The organism is Enterococcus italicus DSM 15952 (assembly GCF_000185365.1).
GTDB lineage: Bacteria > Bacillota > Bacilli > Lactobacillales > Enterococcaceae > Enterococcus_G > Enterococcus_G italicus.
In genome coordinates this window covers 1,478,741-1,494,526 of sequence record NZ_GL622241.1, presented here as the reverse complement: position 1 = coordinate 1,494,526, position 15,786 = coordinate 1,478,741, and the positions used below count along the sequence as shown (strand labels likewise).

The window sequence follows — 15,786 nt, the reverse complement described above, 5'->3', positions numbered from 1 at the left end:
TCCTTTTTAAGGGTCCCTAGAGCTTTTTCATATCTGAAATCAAGTATAAAAAAACCAATAAAAATATTATGTCTACTTACATTTATTTTTTTGTTAAATCAGGTAAGCTAATAGAAAGAAATGACAAACTATTTGGAGGAATGGGGAATGAAAAGGCAAATGGTATTCGTATGGGTGATTGGTGGACTTGTTTTGGCGGGATGTCAATCAAATGTAAAGAAGAACTCTTCCAATGAAAGCTTAACAAAAGAGTCTTCTGTTACGATAAGTGAAACGGTAGTGAGTACCAGTGAATCAAAAGTAGTGGATAAGGCTGAAACGAAGGCAATTGATATCGCAGGTGAAGTGTACGCAAGCAGTGGCGACTCTGCCATGATATCGAATGTCAGCACAAATAAGTGGCACATCCAGTATTCAACTTCAGATGGGCAAGCGGAGGCGAGCTTTGCGACGAATTGACAAGAAACACAAGCGGGCTTTACTTCGGAAACGGCGATGGAAAAAGCAGATGGGTATTCAAATTTTATAATTACTCTTCAATACGTGTTAGCATCTGATATGACAATTAAGATGAGTAATGGCGTTATAAGTCATGAAATGACTTTTACGAAGCAAAAACCAGCTGATAATGCAACGTATGATGTAGTATTAAAAGAAGATTTGACACCATTTGAAGGGACCTTTTCGACGGATAGTTTTAATCAATCCATTGCAGATTCTGACTTTACACTAGGTGGCTATACCTCTGAAGACTATTATCAGAATCGAACCACCGTCTTTCCGGCGATAACAAAGAACGGTTATTGGAATGGTATAATCGCACATGGCAAATTTGCGATTGATAGTTCTGATTTACCTAAAATGGTGAATCACTATTATGAGGTACATCTACCTGGTACGAATACAGGAGCTAATAATGCAACACTTACCTTATATCTAGTCCCACCAAACGTTAACGGACCTGACGGAATAACAAGTGATGATAGACGGGTGTTTTTTGTGGTACATAGTGGTAAATCAACCCTTTTAAAGTATCAAGCCGATGATTGGTGGAAAGCTTACCAATAAAGATGATGACAAAGAACTTTGCTATTCTTGTAAACTATAGATTTTTTTCTTGTAACTTCATTGAAAATTAGGTATTCTTTTCATGGATTGTCAAATGTGAGAAGGTGAAAAAATGAACGCAAAAGAGAAGATGCAAGAACTTATCCAAAAGAAACAAGGTGGCGGTCGATCCGACAAAATGGCTACGCCAAAAAATGATCGCAAGCATATGCGCAAAGGACCAAAAATTTATAATAAGTAAAATGAACGGATAAGTGACCATCATTTATCCGTTTTTTGCTAGGAAGGAGCTTGTCATGTACGAAGAGATAGTGTCATTATTTACCAAGCATCAAAATAAAGAAATCGCTGAACAACAGGCTTCGTACTTAAAAAATCACTTTGTCTTTTTTGGCATAAAAACACCTGAACGACGTATGCTCGTGCGCCCGTATTTAAAGCAATGGCGTCAGGCTGAGGGAATCGATTGGCAATTTATGGAAAAGTTATGGCAAAACGAGCACCGTGAATGTCAGTATGTCGCCTTAGATTTTCTTCAAAGTCGTCAAAAAGAGTTGCATTTTGAAGATATGGAGCGTCTTTTGCCGCTGATTCAATCCAAACAATGGTGGGATTCGATCGATAGTTTTGACCAGATAATTGGCGCGATTGGGTTAGGGGATCATAGAGTGGATGAATTGATGCTTGTATGGGCAGAGGACGCTGATTTTTGGTTGCGACGTATTGCGATTGATCATCAATTAGGCAGACGCGAGAAAACGAACGAAGCATTGCTTGCAAACATTCTTTTAAAAAATATGTCTGAGAAAGAATTTTTCATAAAAAAGGCGATTGGTTGGGCATACGAGATTACTCAAAAACCAATCCAACATGGGTAAAACAATTTATACAAGAACATGAAAAACAAATGCAGCCACTAAGTATCCGAGAAGGGATGAAATATGTACCAAAAGACTAATAAAGGAGTTGGAAAGCATGAGTATTGAGGCAGTTCGTAAGTATTTTGCCGAATTTGGCATGGACGATCGCATCCAAGAGTTTGAGACATCGAGTGCGACAGTGGCGCTGGCAGCTGAGGCGTTGCATTGCGAGGAAGAGCGGATTGCTAAGACGCTAGCTTTCCAAAAAGATGATGAAGTCATCTTAATTGTGGTGGCAGGCGACCAGAAAATTGATAACCGCAAGTTTAAGGCATACTTTCAAAAGCGGGCACGCATGGTTGCTTTTGATCAGGTCGAAGAAGCTGTGGGTCATGCTGCTGGTGGCGTGCGTCCGTTTGCTGTAAATGAAGGAGTCAAGATTTATTTAGATATATCCTTACAAAAATTTGTGACTGTTTTTCCAGCTTGTGGTAGCAGTAATAGTGCCATTGAGCTGACCATTGATGAATTGGCTCGCTATGCCAATAGTCTGGCATGGGTGGATGTCTGCAAAGAAGTCGAGTAATAAAAAAACGAACCGTGGAAGGCACTAATAAAGCAAGTGCCTTCCACAGTTCGTTTTATTTTTTGTCTGTTATGAATGTTTCTAATTCTTTCATAGCAGCAATCACAATTTCTGGTGAAATCTCTTCAGCTAGTAAGTGAATACTTTCTTCAGGTATGGTGGCACGTTCTGCGACTCGGCGATAGTCTTCTTCGGTGAAGTGCATATTCATATCTGCTAGGCAAGTAGGTAATTCTAGCTTTTGATAAAATGGTAGGAGTTTTTCAATCTCTGGCAAATTCTTTTCAATAACTAACTGGACAAAAATCCCATAAGCGACTTTATTTCCATGCAATTGATGATGACTTTCTGGAATCATCGTAATGGCATCGTGGATTGAATGGGCGCCAGCTGTACGCCCGTATTCATCGCCGAAGCCACCAACCATACCTGCTAGTAAGATATTCGTCTCGACAACAGTTAGAAACGCGGCATTTAATTCTTGTTGATCCATCGCAGCTAAGGCATCGTAGCTATAGGTTAGTAAGTTTTCTTGACATTGTTTTGCTGCAAAGTGCGCGACTTGCACTTCAACGGGCACCGTGTCAAGTTGGCGAATGATGGCATCTCCTTCGTACCATTTAGCTAGTGTATCAGCAATCCCAGCAATCAATAATTTACGAGGCGATGCTAGGATAACTCTTGGTTCTATCAGTACCAAGGCATTGGCTTGAGGGAAGATATCAAAGCGATCCATCGCGCCATCTTCAAAATACATCACACTTAATGGAGTATAAGCGGCACAAGTTGACGCCAATGTAGGCAGGATGATTACTGGACAGCGAAGTTGATGCGCTGCTTGTTTGGCAAGGTCTGTGATTTTTCCACCGCCAACAGCTACTATTGCTTCAGTCTTGCTTTTTTGAAACAATGCGACGACTTCCGATGTACGCTGATCAGTACACACACCACCGTAATATTCATACGTACTATCAAATTCACTTAGATCTGGCAAATAAGGCTTAGCTGCCTCCCAGGAATCATTTCCATGTAAAACGAGTAGCTTTGTAAGTTTTCGAGCATTTAAATGGTCAGGGAGGGTCGACCATGAACCTTCATGACAACTATATTCTTGTGGTGCACCACGGACGATTAATTGATTAGACATTCGCTTGTCACACTCCTTTTCTATAGTGTAATAGTAGAGCAAGACGATGGAGCTGACAAGTCAATTTTTAGAAAATTTCGACGAAAAAAAGAATCATTTGTTAAAGCATTGATTCCATGGTTATTACAAGAAAAAACCTTTTAAACTGCAGATGAATGTGCTATGATGTTACTACTATGTTATGAATTTTTATACATTAAATGAATAATTAAAGGGGAGAAAATTTGTGAGAAAGAAACAGATAAAGTGGGTACTTGCGATAATGGCTTGCCTGCTAACATTGGGGACTGTCATGCCAGTCGGATTCGTGAAAGCAGAGGAGACCGATGCAGAGTACCAAAAAATCAAGGATGCTGGTGAATTAGTTGTCGGTCTTTCTGCAGACTATGCACCATATGAGTTTCATGCGGAGGTTAATGGCACGGATACGATTGTCGGGTTCGATGTATCGATTGCTCAAAAAATTGCCGATGACCTAGGCGTCAAGCTTAAGATTGAAGAACTTGGATTTGATGCACTATTAGGTGCACTAAAAACTGGTAAAATAGATTTAATCATTTCCGGAATGACTCCGACTGAAGAACGATTAAAGGAAGTAGATTTTTCTGACCCGTATCTTACATCTTCGCAAAAAGTCGTGATCCGCAAGGCTGATGCTGACAAATACAAAACAGTGAATGACTTTAAAGGACAATCAGTCGGTGCGCAAAAGCAAACCACGCAGGAAGAACTAGTCAAAACTGAATTAGTCGGGGCAACAGCTGTTTCCTTACAGAAAGTACCAGATTTGATCATGAATTTGACCAATAAAAAAGTCGAAGGCGTCGTTTTAGAGCAACCAGTAGCCGAAGCATACGTTGACCGTGATTCTTCACTTACTTTAGCCGATGTTACCTTTGAAAATGGCACGAAGCAAACAGCAATCGCAATGCCAAAAAATAGTCCAGTACTTAAAGAAAAGATAAATGCTTCTATTAAAGAAATTGATGACAAAGGCTTAATGAAAACCTACCAAGCAGAAGCCAATAAATTAATGTTTCAAAAAGATCAAAATTTCTTCCAAAAGTACTATAAATATTACGTGAATGGTGCAGGCTATACAATCTTCTTAGCGATTATTGGGGTATTTTTTGGCGCGATATTTGGTGCAATTCTAGCACTTATTAAGTTAGGAAAAATCCGTATATTACGATGGATCGCTACTGCATACATCGAATATGTCCGCGGTACGCCACTATTAGTACAAATCTTTATTGTTTACTTTGGTTCAGGAATCATCGGCATAGACTTGTCAAAACTTGCCGCTGGATGTATTGCATTGGCATTAAATAGTGCTGCCTATGTCGCAGAAATCATTCGTGCTGGGATCAGCGCAGTAAATAAAGGGCAAATGGAAGCCGCTCGTTCATTGGGGATGAATCAACGCCAAGCTATGCAATTTATTATTTTCCCACAAGCAATCAAAAATATTTTACCAGCACTAGGTAATGAGTTTGTGACTGTCATAAAAGAATCCTCTGTTGTTTCCGTCATTGGTGTTTCTGAGTTGATCTTCCAAGCAGGAAATGTACAAGGAGCTAGCTTCAAGCCGTTCTTACCATATGTCATTGTATCGTTAATTTACTTTGTATTGACATTTAGCATGTCGCGATTATTAGGTGTTGCCGAAAGGAGAATGAATACGAATGATTAAAATAGAAGATTTGCATAAAACATTTGGGAAAAACGAAGTACTGAAAGGCATTAATCTTGAAATTGCTGCCGGTGAAGTGGTCGTTGTGATTGGTCCTTCTGGTAGTGGGAAAAGTACCTTTTTACGTTGTTTAAATTTATTGGAAACGCCGACGTCTGGTCGCATTGACTTTGAGGGAACCAATCTTTTGGCTAAAGGAGTCAATATCGATCAATTACGTCAAAAAATGGGAATGGTTTTCCAAAGTTTTAATCTATTTCCACATAAAACAGTGTTAGAAAATGTGACGATTAGTCCAATAAAGGTCAAAAAAGAAGCGGCAGCGGCTGCCAACGAAACAGGTCTAAAGTTACTAGATCAAGTCGGTCTAAAAGAAAAAAGCCAAGCGTATCCTTCAAGTCTCTCTGGTGGACAACAACAACGGGTAGCAATCGCTCGTGCATTGGCGATGAATCCTGATGTGATGTTATTTGATGAACCAACTTCTGCTCTCGATCCGGAAATGGTTGGCGAAGTATTGGCCGTTATGAAAAAATTAGCTGAAAATGGTATGACGATGGTCGTAGTCACTCATGAAATGGGCTTTGCGCGCGAAGTCGCTGACCGAGTAATCTTTATGGATGAGGGCATTATTCAAGAAGAAGGCACGCCAGAACAAATATTTGGTAGTCCTAAAAATGCTCGGACGCAAAGTTTTTTGAATAAAGTTTTGTAATAGAGGAGATAAGTACGTTGAAAAAATTAACAGTTGCCAAACGTTTTCAAAATCCAGAAGAAAATTTATTAATGGAAATCGGTATCTTAGCAAAACAAACAGAGGGACTGATTGATTTATCGATAGGTGATCCTGATTTAGATACGAACGAAACAATAATCGACTATGCAGCTCTATCAGCAAAAAAAGGTCATACGCACTACACCCTTTCTGATGGCAGTCCTGAATTTGTTCAGTCGGTTATTGACTTTTACCAAAAAAATTACCAGTTAACGTTTGAAAAAAATCAAGTCCGTGCGACGGTTGGTGTCTCCCATGGCATGTATCTCGCACTTTTGGCAATTTTAAATCCAGGCGATGAAGTAATTATTCATGAGCCGTTTTTTTCACCTTATCGAGATCAAGTGTTACTTGCAGGTGGCACACCGGTCGTAATCCCGACCTTTGAAGAAGAGGACTTCCAGCTAGACAGTCAACGCTTAAAAGCTGCGGTAACAGACAAGACTAAGGCAATCATCATCAACTCGCCTAATAATCCGACAGGGGCGGTCTTTACCAAAGATACGATGAAAAAAATTGCCGACATTGCAATTGAGAATGAGCTGTATATTCTTTCAGATGAAATTTATGAAGCATTTACTTTCTATGAGACATTTACCCCAATGGCGACCTATGCTCCAGACAATACCATTACGTTTAGCGGTTTTTCCAAAGCCTTTGCGATGACTGGCTGGCGTATCGGCTACATGATTTCACCAAGTCCAGTGAATGATGTGGCAAGGTATTTAAATGAAAACATCTCCTATGCGGCGAATTCATTGTCACAAAAGGCGGGAACTTATGCATTGGATCACTTTGATGAGTTGGTGCCAGATGTCGTGGCTGTTTTCAAAGAACGCTTAGAGTATATCGAACAACGTGTCGCAGCGATTCCTTTCTTATCTATGGGTAAGGTAAAGGGCACGATGTATGCGTATATTAATACCGAAAAGACAGGCATGACTTCCGTTGCTTTCGTGGAAAAATTATTGAAAGAGACACAGGTTCTAATGATTCCGGGTACGGCATTCGGTGTCAAAACTGGGATGAATCATGTGCGCTTGGCAGCAACTCAATCAAAAGAACAGCTTGCAAAAGCTTTTGATCGCATTGAGAAGATGACATTTTGAATGGAACAATATAAAATTACGGAAAATTAAACACGTCCAATAGTTGTGAAAGCAAATACGCTTTTCTCAGCTATTGGACTTTTTTATTTTGGACGTCAAAGAAACCGATTACAATTATGAAATAATTTCACAATTTTGTAATATATAAGGATTATTTCTACCGTTATTAGGTAATTCAATTTAAAAAATGAGAAAATCCAATGAAATTAGATTAAACAAATGTTACAAAAATTTAGGGATGAATATTGATATATCAGCATTTTAGTCGCTAGTCGATACTTGAAAAGCATTTGAATTGATATTTTTCATCTTTTTGAAACAATTCGTCATCTAACTGTCACCTATCGAGGGAAAATACTTGGTAAGATATCTCTTGTAAAGAACAACGTACTTATTCACAATACAAAGGAGAACAACCATACATGAAAATTTTTAAATCACTCGCTCTAAGTGCTGTCGCTCTAGTCGGATTCGTTGCTTATACAGGAACTGCAAATGCAGATGAAATCAACTATACAATTAAAGCAAATGATACATTATCTAGTATCGCACAAGAATATTTTGGATCATCAGATTATGTTAACCGTATCGCAACTGATAACAATATTTCAAATATAAATCTTATCTATGTTGGTGAAACATTAGTATTAAATACCGATGCTTCAGCTACAGTCGCTCAAACGACTGCAACAGCTGCTTCGACAAGCCAAGCAGCAACAACTCAAGCAACTCAAACAACACAAACAACAACACAAAGCACGACTACCTATTCTTCAACTGCAACAGGTTCTGAGGCAGAAGCGAAAGAATGGATTGCAAATAAAGAATCAGGTGGTTCATATACTGCAACAAATGGTCAATATATTGGTCGTTATCAATTAACAAGTAGCTACCTAAATGGTGACTATTCTGCAGCCAATCAAGAAAAAGTAGCCAACGCATATGTCTTAAGTCGTTACGGTTCATGGACAGCTGCGAAAGCTTTCTGGTTAGCAAACGGTTGGTACTAAAATAAATTAACTATCTTCCTCGGAAGGTAGTTTTTTTTTTTGAAAAAAAAGATAGACGAACATTCAAGTATAAGTAGGTAATGAACAAATGGATTTATGAAATTATTTTGAAAAAATGGGCGGAATAAAATAGAGGTTATGCTATAATAAACAAAAATAAAAGGAGGTTTTCCATAAATGAGAGCAGTTTTAACGGTTATTGGTAAAGATAAGGTTGGTATCATTGCAGGTGTGAGTCAGGAACTTGCCAAATTAAACATAAATATCGTCGATGTGACACAGACCATTCTCCAAGAATACTTCACGATGATGATGATGCTAGAGTTACAACCAAAAGCAGATTTTGAAATGATCCGTAATCACTTAAATGGATTGGGTGAACAGCTGGGCGTAAAAATAAGCATTCAAAATGAAGAAATTTTTGATGCAATGCATAAATTGTAGGCGAGGAGAATTAAGATGGAGACAAATCAAATCTTAGAAACCATTCGCATGGTGGAAGAAGAAAACTTAGATATTCGGACGATAACGATGGGGATTTCTTTACTAGATTGTATCGATGCAGATGCTGAGAAAGCCTGTGAAAAAATTTACCAAAAAATCACCACCAAAGCCAAAGATTTGGTGAAAGTCGGCGAAGCTATTGAAGTTGAGTACGGTATTCCAATCATAAACAAGCGCATCTCTGTGACACCCATTGCCTTGATAGCTGCAGCAAGTAAAGTCGATGCACAGGGGTGTGTACAGTTTGCTCGAGCGCTAGATAAAGCAGCCAAAGCAGTTGGGGTGAACTTTATTGGAGGGTACAGTGCATTAGTCGAAAAGGGCTACCAGGCAGGAGATCTGCCCTTAATTGAGTCGATTCCACAAGCTTTGGCGGAGACTGATTTTGTCTGTTCGTCAGTCAATATCGGGTCAACTCGTTCGGGCATCAACATGGATGCGGTGAAGCTAATGGGAGAAACAATCAAAAAAACAGCTGTCGCATCTGATATGGGCTGTGCGAAATTGGTTGTTTTTGCGAATGCAGTTGAAGATAATCCATTTATGGCTGGTGCATTCCATGGTGTTGGAGAAGCCGATTGTGTCATCAATGTAGGGGTAAGTGGTCCAGGTGTTGTGAAGCGTGCCTTGGAAAAAGTAAAAGGGGAATCATTTGACGTCGTAGCTGAGACAGTCAAAAAAACAGCCTTTAAAATTACACGAATGGGTCAATTAGTAGGACGTGTTGCCTCTGAGCGTTTGGGTGTGCCTTTTGGGATTGTTGATTTGTCTTTAGCGCCGACTCCAGCAGTAGGGGATAGTGTGGCGTTGATTCTAGAAGAGATGGGCTTAGAGTCAGTAGGGACACACGGTACGACCGCAGCCTTGGCCTTGCTAAACGATGCTGTCAAAAAAGGTGGTGTGATGGCTTGTAATCATGTTGGTGGCTTGTCAGGTGCTTTTATTCCGGTATCAGAGGACGCGGGCATGATCAAAGCAGTCGAAAGTGGCCTATTAAATCTTGAAAAATTAGAAGCGATGACGGCGATTTGTTCGGTTGGTTTGGATATGATTGCTATCCCGGGAGATACACCTGCAGAGTCGATTGCTGGTATGATTGCCGACGAAGCAGCAATTGGTGTAATTAATCATAAAACAACTGCTGTAAGAATTATCCCTGCTAAAGACGCACAAGTCGGCGATATGGTGGAGTTTGGTGGGTTGCTTGGTACAGCACCAGTTATGAAGACCAATCCTGCCAAGTCGACTGACTTTATTCTTCGTGGCGGTCGCATTCCTGCACCAATTCATTCATTTAAAAATTAGGAGTTTTCATTTATGTTTAAGCATTATATTTGGGATTTTGATGGAACACTGTACGACACTTATCCAGTTATTTTAGATGGCTTTGTCGCTGCATTAAAAGAGTTGCATCAAGTCGCAGACAGAAAAGAAGTCTATCGCACGTTAAAGGCGCATTCATCAAAAGAACTGACGCACGTATTTCAATTGCCTTTCGACCAGCTAACGTCTGTGTATAAAGACATTGAATCAAAAGATCCAAGAGTGCCCGTTCCGTTTCAAGGAGCGAAAGAAATTTTGGAGTGGGTAGTCGCTAGTGGTCATACTAACTATATTTTGACCCATCGCGATCCGCCAGGAACCAAAGAACTATTAGAAAAAGATGAATTACTCGATAACTTCAAGGAAATCATTGGCTCAGAAAGTCCATTTCCAAGAAAGCCGGCACCAGATGCCATTCAATACTTGATGGAAAAATATCAAATGAATCCAAATGAAACGGTCATGATTGGTGATCGAAATATGGATATCTTAGCTGGCAATGCAGCTGGCGTGAAAACCATCTTTTTTGATGAGGATCAACTATTAATTGATGTGCCTGCAACGTATGAAGTGAACGAATTACTCGCAATTCGTGCCATCAATTCATGATTTTGGGACGTAAATCGTTTCGTGCTAAAAAGTTCGAATCGGCGAGAGAGAAATAAGCACTATAAAATAGATCAGGAAAGCCAAAAGTTTAACAAAACTTGCGGATTTTCTGGTCTTTTTGCTTTCGTTGAATAATTCTATCTCAGTTTTTTTTGCGTAACTATTGATGAGGTGGTAATTGGATGAAAAATACGAGTAGGAGTACAAAGCAATATTTGGCGATTGGCAGTATGTTAGGTCTTTTTGGGATAAGTATTGGTGTGTGGTTCTTTCTTTTTCAAAAGCCCAAAGAGGATGTATGGACTGATGTCTCGGTGCCAACCGAGCAAACGACCCAAACAACGACGAGTGTACCGCAGCAAATTATTCTAGTAGACATCAAGGGAGCAGTCAAAAAGCCCGGAGTCTATGAGTTGCCTATCAATGCACGGCTGCATGAGTTAGTTAACGTAGCAGGTGGATTGACAGATGATGCAGAGGATCGACAAGTGAATATGGCGATCGTGTTAGCGGACCAACAACTTGTCTATATTCCCAGAAAAGGAGAAACAGTTGAACAAACCAATCAAACCCCGCAAGCAGGCAACGAAAGCAAAGTCAATATTAATACTGCATCAGCTGAAGAACTACAGACATTAACGGGTATAGGAGAGAAGAAGGCACAGGCAATTATTGATTATCGAACACAAAACGGCAACTTTCAATCAATTGACCAATTGACCGAGGTGGACGGCTTTGGTGAAAAGACTGTTGAAAAATTACGCGACTCGATTACAATATAAGAAAACGAGATTGGAGACATACATGACAAACGAACGAATTCCTTGGGATCAATATTTTATGGCTCAAGCAGTATTGTTATCACTGAGAAGCACGTGTACTAGATTAGAAGTCGGAGCGACATTAGTTAAGGAAAAGCGCATCATTGCCGGTGGCTACAATGGCTCGGTGAGTGGCGATACGCATTGTATCGATGAGGGGTGTGCGATGGTAGATGGTCACTGTATTCGTACCATCCATGCGGAGATGAATGCGCTCTTGCAATGCGCAAAATTTGGGATTTCGACCAATGGCGCAGAAATTTATGTAACACATTTTCCTTGCTTGCAGTGTACGAAATCCATACTACAAGCAGGAATCAAAAAAATTCATTATTTACATGACTATCATAATAATTTGTATGCGCAAGAGCTAATGGCGCACGTCGGAGCGGAAGTCCACCAGGTAACCTTACATCCGCACTACTTTGAGAAGCTTTCAAGTGGAGTGCTCACCAATCCGCACACTTCAAAAGAATCGTAATCAATATTTTTTGCCTGTCCTGGCAGCTACTTGTCTCTTTTATAGCTGGTATAGCCGTAGCGTGTTCCTTCTTTTTATTGCTCTTTTTTATAGTTGTATTTTTATGTTTCGTAAGCAGTACTTTTTACTAGCATTGGGAGGTATTTTAAGTGTCGGCATAGTCGCACGTGAGACGTTTCTGGCAACGCCATTTGTATCGAGTGAACAAAGCCAAAATCTGACGATACAAATCGCAGCCGATACGATTGTTGTAAATGGTGATTTGGTGAAATTCGATGGCAAGGTGGGAACGAACAAGATCAAGTGTACCTACCTTGTGTCGTCCGAGCAAGAAAAGCAAGATTGGACGAATAGGATGAATTGGCAACGACAAATCAAGGTGAAGGGAACATTTGTGACGCCAGCTAAAAAAACCAATCAATATGCTTTTGACTATCCAGCCTATCTAATTGCCAATCGTTATACTGGTCAATTTGCAATTGAGCACATCATACAAGTCCGTCCATTGCCAATGAGTATATGGCGACTTGTCCATCAGCTCAGAAGTTGGGCGATTGCCAGAGTGGAGCGATATATCAGTCCTAAAATAGGCTATTTAGTGAATGGTCTTTTATTTGGGTACCGTCAAGTTGAATTTTATGATGAATTAACTCCTTTTACACAAAATGGGTTGTTACATCTATTTAGCATTTCTGGGATGCACGTCTATTTTTTTCTAGGGTGGGTAGATTGGTTCTTTCGTCGCATTGGTTTAAGTTTTCAGGCTCAACTTGGACCATTTTTAGTCCTTTCCTTTTTGCTAGCTTGCTTTTTTGGTGTTTCGAGCAGTATATTGCGAGCTATTTTCATGTACTTGCTTTATTGGGTGGGAAAAGAAGGCGCGCTAAGACTTAGCGGGACTGATCGCTATGGCATTGTTTTGGCTAGTTGTCTATTGATTGAACCACGTACACTCCTACAGCTATCCAGTCAACTATCATTTGCCTTTTCCTTTTTCCTATTATTTGTGACGGTCTCAGTATATACACATTGGCAAAAGCTACTACATGCGCAGGTGATTCCTTTCATTAGTGCACCTCTTTTAATGTATTTTTTTTATGAATGGCCGCTGTTGAGTGGGGTTTTCACCTATTTATTGATGCCTCTTTTTGACGTATTACTGTTACCATTGGCGACGGTCCTTTTTCTCGTGTGTAGAGTGCCATTGATTGGCACAATAGTAGAAAATCTATTAATTATTTTAATGACTAGCAGTCGGTTCCTTTTAACGGTCTTCCCCAAAATCGTTTTGACGAGTGGTCAGCCATCTCTTCTACTGATAATTATCTGTACAGTCGTGGGCATTTGGTCTTTTGAAAGGAAAAAATATGGATTCATGGTCGCGAGCTGCTTATTGCTACCATTTCTTGGAAGTCGCCTCGTTCCTTTTGAAAAAGTCACTTTTGTTGATGTCGGGCAAGGCGATGCTATAGTCTTGCAAACAAAGTGGAATCGTGAGGTGTATGTCATCGATACCGGTGGCCGCATTGCGTATGAGCGAAAGGATTGGCAAGAGCGGAAAACTGAGGCGAGTGTGATGTATTCTTTGGTGCCCTATCTGAAAGGTGAGGGGATTGCAAAAATCGATGGCTTATTTTTAACACATGGAGATATGGATCATTTGGGGGATGCGGATGAATTGATGCAAGCAATCAAGGTGGAAAACGTCTACCTTGGCAAAGGAAGCCTAGCAAATGAAAAAGTCCAAGCGTTGTACTATACATTCAGTCAGCACGTTCACTTTCAGGAAATAGCGACTGGTACCAAAGTCGGCAAGCAACGAGACTTACTTGTCCTGTCACCTGAAGATGGCAAGGGAGAAAATAATGATTCATTAGTGCTATATACTCGCTGGGCGAATCGTACGTTTTTATTTACTGGTGATCTTGAAGAAGAAGGAGAGCGTGACTTGCTCAGCCGATATGGGGACTTTTCTGTTGACATCCTAAAAGTCGGCCATCATGGCAGCAAAACTTCTTCTAGCCCTGAATTTATTGACTCGCTTACTCCAAAAGAAGCCATCATTTCCTGCGGTCGTAACAATCGCTACAAGCATCCACATCAAGAAACATTGGCTACGCTAAAGGCACATGGAGTACACATATTTCGTACAGACCAAAATGGCATGATACAGTATCGGAGCGGCTTATGGAATCAGCGAACTTTTTATTTAAAAAAGTAGCATTCAGCAGATGTGCATGATAGGATAAAGACGGAAAGTAGGTTGAGAAATGTCAATTCAACAAGCACTAAAAACTATTGCAACAATAGAAACCTTACAGCCCGTTTACTGTATTCAAGGTAGTGAGTCCTATCTGCAACAAAAGGTCAAAGAAGCCTTCTTACAGCGCATGGCAATTACTGAAAATGACTTAAATTTCACTCAAATTGATTTGGAACTATTCACTGTGGATCAACTAATTGATGAAGCGGAAACCGTGCCATTTTTTGGTGATCAACGGCTACTCTTTGCCATGAATCCTTATTTTTTGACGAGTGAAAAAAAGACCAATGGACCAGATCATAACTTGGACCGTCTGATTGAGTATCTTAACTCGCCCTTACAAACGACGGTACTCGTTTTTTTCGCACCGTACGATAAATTTGATGAACGGAAGAAGATAACCAAAAGACTAAAAAAACAAGCAGTCCTAATTGATACCAAACCCTTAGCGGAAAACGAAGTCAAACGCATGGTACATGAGAAACTAAAACAAGCGAATGTGGACATCGAGCCACAAGCGTTAGAGCAGTTTTTACGATCGACTGAAATGGATCTGAGTAAGGCCATGCATGAACTAGAGAAGCTCATTCTTTTTGCTAGTGCCACTGGGCGTATAACGGGAAAGGCTGTAGAGCAACTCATCCCCAAAACACTTGAAAATAATGTCTTCGAGTTAACTGAAATGATCTTAAAAGGTAAGGCAGATGGGGCGTTAGAAGGGTATCGTGAGCTTTTGTTACAAGGTGAGGAGACAATCAAAATTAATGCGATTTTGATTGGACAAATTAGATTGTATTTACAAGTGGCAATACTCATGGAACAAGGAATGCAACAAGGGGCAATCGCGGATCAAGTCAAAGCACATCCATACCGAGTAAAGTTAGCGATGCAACAGTCGCGGAAGTATTCAAGAAGTGAGCTAGAGGGATTATTTGATCAATTAGTGGAAAATGATTACAAAATGAAGACTGGTCAGATGACCAAGGAGTATTTATTTGAATTATTCATTTTGCAAACAGCCAATCGATTAGTAGGACGATAAAAAAAGAAGTTCCTTGAACGAACTTCCTAGAAACTAGTAAGCTAATTTCTAGGAATCAATTCAAAAGGGAACTTCTTTTTTATTTAGCGATTTTTTTGCTTAGGCGAGATTTGTCGCGGCTAGCTTTGTTTTTATGGATTAATCCTTTTGTTTCAGCCATGTCAATCGCTTTAGCAGCTTCTTTGTATAACGCATCTACGTTTTCAGCTCCAGCAGCAACAGCTTCTTCAAATTTCTTGATTGCTGTACGCATAGTGCTTGTTTGAGATGAATTTTTCGCATTAGCAATTTCACTAGTGCGAACGCGTTTGATTGCAGATTCAATGTTTGGCATTTTGTTCACCTCCAAAATAAAGTCTTATACGATTATCGTATAAATCAACACTAATTATTATAACGAATCCTTGCGACGATTGCAATTAAAAGTTGTAAAGAAATTTTACTTAACAGATTTTTTTGAAATCACCAGAAGAGTAAGAAAAAAAACTTCATAAA

General features: G+C 39.9%; 17 protein-coding genes and 1 pseudogene. 16 read left to right on the top strand and 2 right to left on the bottom strand.

The window, feature by feature from the left end:
• Positions 1 to 147: 147 nt before the first annotated feature.
• From HMPREF9088_RS11455 to HMPREF9088_RS06985, 5 genes and pseudogenes are all read left to right on the top strand, one after another.
• A complete protein-coding gene (locus HMPREF9088_RS11455; RefSeq protein WP_052607489.1) occupies positions 148 to 459 on the top strand; it encodes a hypothetical protein in 312 nt (103 codons plus the stop codon).
• Between the two features lie 138 nt (positions 460 to 597).
• A complete protein-coding gene (locus tag HMPREF9088_RS07000; RefSeq protein WP_143139671.1) occupies positions 598 to 1,068 on the top strand; it encodes a hypothetical protein in 471 nt (156 codons plus the stop codon).
• A 112-nt stretch (positions 1,069 to 1,180) separates the two neighbouring features.
• The gene (locus tag HMPREF9088_RS12540) at positions 1,181 to 1,309 is read left to right on the top strand and encodes a hypothetical protein (protein ID WP_007208477.1); all 129 of its coding nucleotides are present in this window, start codon (positions 1,181 to 1,183) and stop codon (positions 1,307 to 1,309) included.
• 55 nt (positions 1,310 to 1,364) lie between these two features.
• Positions 1,365 to 2,026 (top strand): annotated as a pseudogene (locus HMPREF9088_RS06990) (DNA alkylation repair protein).
• Between the two features lie 17 nt (positions 2,027 to 2,043).
• A complete protein-coding gene (locus HMPREF9088_RS06985; RefSeq protein ID WP_007208475.1) occupies positions 2,044 to 2,514 on the top strand; it encodes a YbaK/EbsC family protein in 471 nt (156 codons plus the stop codon).
• 55 nt (positions 2,515 to 2,569) lie between these two features.
• Here the strand turns inward: HMPREF9088_RS06985 and HMPREF9088_RS06980 are convergent, their stop codons facing one another.
• Positions 2,570 to 3,661, bottom strand: a complete 1,092-nt coding sequence (locus HMPREF9088_RS06980; RefSeq protein ID WP_007208474.1) for an iron-containing alcohol dehydrogenase family protein — start codon at positions 3,659 to 3,661, stop codon at positions 2,570 to 2,572.
• Between the two features lie 292 nt (positions 3,662 to 3,953).
• On the opposite strand from HMPREF9088_RS06980, the gene HMPREF9088_RS06975 reads away from it, so the two are divergent.
• The 11 genes from HMPREF9088_RS06975 to holA all read left to right on the top strand — a co-directional run bounded on the left by HMPREF9088_RS06975 (position 3,954) and on the right by holA (position 15,291).
• On the top strand, positions 3,954 to 5,354 hold the full coding sequence (locus HMPREF9088_RS06975; protein WP_245785528.1) for an ABC transporter substrate-binding protein/permease: 1,401 nt from the start codon (positions 3,954 to 3,956) through the stop codon (positions 5,352 to 5,354).
• Positions 5,347 to 6,069 carry an amino acid ABC transporter ATP-binding protein gene (locus tag HMPREF9088_RS06970; RefSeq protein ID WP_007208471.1) on the top strand — a complete coding sequence of 241 codons (723 nt, stop codon included), beginning with the start codon at positions 5,347 to 5,349 and terminating at the stop codon, positions 6,067 to 6,069. Before HMPREF9088_RS06975 ends, HMPREF9088_RS06970 begins: the two co-directional genes overlap by 8 nt.
• A 17-nt stretch (positions 6,070 to 6,086) precedes the next feature.
• Positions 6,087 to 7,238, top strand: coding sequence for an aminotransferase class I/II-fold pyridoxal phosphate-dependent enzyme (locus HMPREF9088_RS06965; RefSeq protein ID WP_007208470.1), 1,152 nt, complete (start codon positions 6,087 to 6,089; stop codon positions 7,236 to 7,238).
• 422 nt (positions 7,239 to 7,660) lie between these two features.
• Positions 7,661 to 8,248, top strand: a complete 588-nt coding sequence (apf, locus tag HMPREF9088_RS06960; protein WP_007208469.1) for an aggregation-promoting factor — start codon at positions 7,661 to 7,663, stop codon at positions 8,246 to 8,248.
• Between the two features lie 177 nt (positions 8,249 to 8,425).
• Positions 8,426 to 8,692: an ACT domain-containing protein gene (locus tag HMPREF9088_RS06955; RefSeq protein WP_007208468.1), complete on the top strand. Its 267-nt coding sequence runs from the start codon at positions 8,426 to 8,428 to the stop codon at positions 8,690 to 8,692.
• 15 nt (positions 8,693 to 8,707) lie between these two features.
• Positions 8,708 to 10,057 carry a PFL family protein gene (locus tag HMPREF9088_RS06950; RefSeq protein ID WP_007208467.1) on the top strand — a complete coding sequence of 450 codons (1,350 nt, stop codon included), beginning with the start codon at positions 8,708 to 8,710 and terminating at the stop codon, positions 10,055 to 10,057.
• 12 nt (positions 10,058 to 10,069) lie between these two features.
• Positions 10,070 to 10,684 (top strand): HAD-IA family hydrolase, encoded by a 615-nt coding sequence (locus HMPREF9088_RS06945; protein WP_007208466.1) that lies wholly within the window; start codon positions 10,070 to 10,072, stop codon positions 10,682 to 10,684.
• A gap of 182 nt (positions 10,685 to 10,866) precedes the next feature.
• A complete protein-coding gene (locus HMPREF9088_RS06940; protein ID WP_007208465.1) occupies positions 10,867 to 11,466 on the top strand; it encodes a helix-hairpin-helix domain-containing protein in 600 nt (199 codons plus the stop codon).
• Between the two features lie 22 nt (positions 11,467 to 11,488).
• Positions 11,489 to 11,986 carry a ComE operon protein 2 gene (locus tag HMPREF9088_RS06935; RefSeq protein WP_007208464.1) on the top strand — a complete coding sequence of 166 codons (498 nt, stop codon included), beginning with the start codon at positions 11,489 to 11,491 and terminating at the stop codon, positions 11,984 to 11,986.
• 103 nt (positions 11,987 to 12,089) lie between these two features.
• Positions 12,090 to 14,207, top strand: a complete 2,118-nt coding sequence (locus HMPREF9088_RS06930) for a DNA internalization-related competence protein ComEC/Rec2 (protein WP_007208463.1) — start codon at positions 12,090 to 12,092, stop codon at positions 14,205 to 14,207.
• 49 nt (positions 14,208 to 14,256) lie between these two features.
• Positions 14,257 to 15,291: a DNA polymerase III subunit delta gene (holA, locus tag HMPREF9088_RS06925; protein WP_007208462.1), complete on the top strand. Its 1,035-nt coding sequence runs from the start codon at positions 14,257 to 14,259 to the stop codon at positions 15,289 to 15,291.
• 79 nt (positions 15,292 to 15,370) lie between these two features.
• Here holA and rpsT read toward each other — a convergent pair whose 3' ends face one another.
• On the bottom strand, positions 15,371 to 15,625 hold the full coding sequence (gene rpsT / locus HMPREF9088_RS06920; protein WP_007208461.1) for a 30S ribosomal protein S20: 255 nt from the start codon (positions 15,623 to 15,625) through the stop codon (positions 15,371 to 15,373).
• Between the last annotated feature and the right edge of the window lie 161 nt (positions 15,626 to 15,786).